Origin of the sequence: Streptomyces calidiresistens (genome assembly GCF_014141525.1) — a bacterium.
Taxonomy (GTDB): Bacteria; Actinomycetota; Actinomycetes; order Streptomycetales; family Streptomycetaceae; genus Streptomyces; species Streptomyces calidiresistens.
On record NZ_VKHS01000700.1, the window covers coordinates 1 to 2883 of the forward strand.

Genomic DNA, 2883 nt, shown 5'->3' on the forward strand with positions numbered 1-2883 from the left:
GGCACGGCGAGGGCCGCGACCCCGGTGGGGTGGGCACGGCCGGCGGGACCGCCCAGGGCCGCGGGGTCCCCCTCGACCAGCAGGTCGGCGAGCCGGTCGCGCAGGTCGGGGGCCAACTCGGCGGCCAGGTCGAGGGCCGCCCGGCGGTCGGCGGCCACGGCCGCGCGCACCTCGGCGCCGAAGCGCAGGGCGTGCTTGAGTGCGTGGAAGCCGTCCAGCAGCACCGGGGCGGGCTCACCGGCCGGCCCGGGGGCGGGATGTTTCACGTGAATCATTCGGGTGCGGACCGTCCGGGGGAGGCGGTGAGGCGGGGCCGCACCAGGATGCCGGCCCCGGGCCGGCGTCCCCCGCCCCGGGCGGGGATGCCGGCGGTGTCCGGCAGGGGTGACCCGGGGGCGAAGCACCCCCGGCGGGAACCCGGGGGCGGTCGCCCGGCCCGGAACACCCGGACCGGAACACCCGGCCCGGAACACCCGGACCGGCCCGGTGCCGGCGGCGGTCGCCCGCCGCCGGATCACCCCTCGATCAGCGACGCTCGGCCGGAGCGGCGCCGCGCCCCGGGTCCTCGGCCTCGGGCTCCGCGCCCGTTCCCCCCACGGCTGCCGGGCCCGCCCCGCCGGCTCCGGAGGTCGTCGGGGACGGGAGCGAGCCGTTCTCCCCGGCCCGCACCCCCGCCTCGGCCGGCCCGTCGGCGCCGGCTCCCGCCCTCGGGGCGGAGGCCCCGACGGGGACCCGGTCCCCGGTGTCGGTCGGTTCACCGCTCTCCCCGGTCGCGTCCCCGGCGCCGCCGACCCCCGGGGGCCGCTCCCCCGTGGCGGGGGCGGGGACCCGTGGCCCGCCCGGGCCGACGGGGGCGGCCCCCGGCTTGCCCGGGCCGCCGGTCCGGCGGCCGAGCCGGCGCACCGGCTCGGTCAGCCGGCGCGCCCGCGAGCCGATCCACAGCAGGAAGGCCGTGGGCAGGAAGACGATGTCCATCGCGATCATCGCCATGGAGAAGAAGGGCAGCCCGAGCAGGATCGCGATGCCGATGTGCTCACCGATCATGATGGCGAGCAGGATGTTCTTCGCCCGCCGGTTGAGCAGCGCGAACGGGAAGGCGACCTGCACGAACACCGTGCCGTAGGTCAGGATCATCACCAGCAGGGCGTTGCCCACCAGGATCGAGGAGACCTCGGGGAACGGCGTGAAGTAGTCCAGGTTCATCGGGTAGTAGACGGCGGTGCCGTCCTGCCAGCGCGAGCCCTGGATCTTGTACCAGCCGGCGGTCGAGTAGATGATGCAGACCTCGACCATGATCACCAGCAGTGCCGCGTTGTGCGCGACGTTGGCGATCATGTCGCAGACCACGCGCGGCTCGCCGGGGCGGGCGGCCGGGCGGCTCAGCACCCACCACAGGCCGTGGATCGCCCACAGCCCCCACAGGCACAGCAGCCAGATCGGCCCGCCCAGCAGGCCGGTGGCGGTGGTGACCGCGAGCGCCGCGCCGCAGGCCGCCCACAGCACCATGCCGACCGGGTCGCGGGGATCGGCTGTCCCCCGGGCCCGCCGCCGGGCGTCCAGGGACCACACCTGTCCGCAGCGGGTCAGCACCAGGTAGATCGCCATGAGGTGGACGACGTTGTCCCCGCCGTCGCCCATGAACACGCTGCGGTTCTGCAGCGAGAGCACGCCGATCATGAAGAGCACGGACATGGTGCGGGTGCGCCAGCCCAGCAGCAGACCGATGCTCGCCAGCGCCGAGAAGGCGTAGACGATCTCGAACCAGGTCACCGAGTCCGTCCACAGCAGGACGGTGAACGCCTTGTTCTCGGCGATGAGCTGTTCGGCGAGGTCGAAGCCCCACGGGCTGTCGGGCCCGTACAGCTCGTGCCGGTGGGGGATCTCCCGGATCAGGAAGAACAACCACGTGAAGGCGAAGCCGATGCGCACGATCGCCGTCTGGTAGGGGCCCAGGGCGCGGCGGGTGACGTGGTCGATGCCGCGCCCCAGTGCCGCGTCGAGGCGGTCGCCCATCCCGGCCAGGGGGTTGGGCGGCTCACCGTCGGCGGGGCGGGAGCGGCGGGGCACCGGCACGGCCCGGGTCGCGGTCCCGGCCGTCGTGTCGGCCGGGGCGTCGACGGGGGGATCGACCGGGGTGCCGACGGGGACGTCGGCGGGGCGGTCGTCCCGCCCGGGGGTCCGTGCGTCGTCGGTCACGAGGACTCCTCGGGTGCGAGGGCGCCGCCGGGCAGGTCCTCGGGGAGGACGGTGCGCCAGTCCAGCTCGGTGTAGGAGGGGGAGGTGTCGATGTTCTCCGCGCTCCACGGCGGGGCGGGGACCCGGGTGAGCACGCCCCGGACCTGGACCCGCCGTGCCTCGGTGACGTCCGTCTCCTCGCTCAGCCTCAGCAGCGCGATGCGGTGCACGTAGGTGGAGGCGAGGTGGGCGCGGGAGCCCTGGGCGTTGCCGGCGTCGTCGTGGTTGTTGGTGTAGAAGTCCCAGGCCCGGCGCAGTTCGTTCTGCGCGGTGTGGCTGGGCAGCAGGTTGTGCCGGATGTGCTCGAAGTCCATCGCGGAGAGGTCCACCCACTCCCCCACCTCGAGCGAGCCGTCCTCGGCGACCGTCTCGATCCGGGCCTCCACGGCCACGTTCCGCTGGAGGGGGTTGGGGGCGAAGAGCTTCCAGTTCTGTTCGAACTCGGGGTTCACGTAGCCGCGGATGGTGTCGCCGTACTCGTTGGTGACGGTGTTGGAGGGGGCGACGAACAGGAAGATCGCCAGCAGGTGCCAGGCGGCGAAGCTCGCTATGAGTCCGACGGCGAGGGCGACCACCACCCGGGCGGGCCAGGAGAGCCGGCCGGGCCCCGTCGAGGCGGCGGAGGGGGGCTCCGGGTCGAGCGGGAGG

The 2883-nt window shown here is 74.7% G+C and carries 2 protein-coding genes and 1 pseudogene; all 3 read right to left on the minus strand.

Features of this window, described 5'->3' with window-relative positions; genetic code table 11:
- Window positions 1–266 (minus strand): annotated as a pseudogene (locus tag FOE67_RS21650) (TrmH family RNA methyltransferase); the annotation flags it as partial.
- Window positions 267–525: 259 nt separating this feature from the next.
- Window positions 526–2196, minus strand: coding sequence for an HTTM domain-containing protein (locus tag FOE67_RS21655; RefSeq protein WP_182666516.1), 1671 nt, complete (start codon window positions 2194–2196; stop codon window positions 526–528).
- A partial coding sequence (locus FOE67_RS21660) for a DUF5819 family protein (protein WP_182666517.1) occupies window positions 2193–2883 on the minus strand: 691 nt, incomplete at its 5' end. The genes FOE67_RS21655 and FOE67_RS21660, both read right to left, overlap by 4 nt.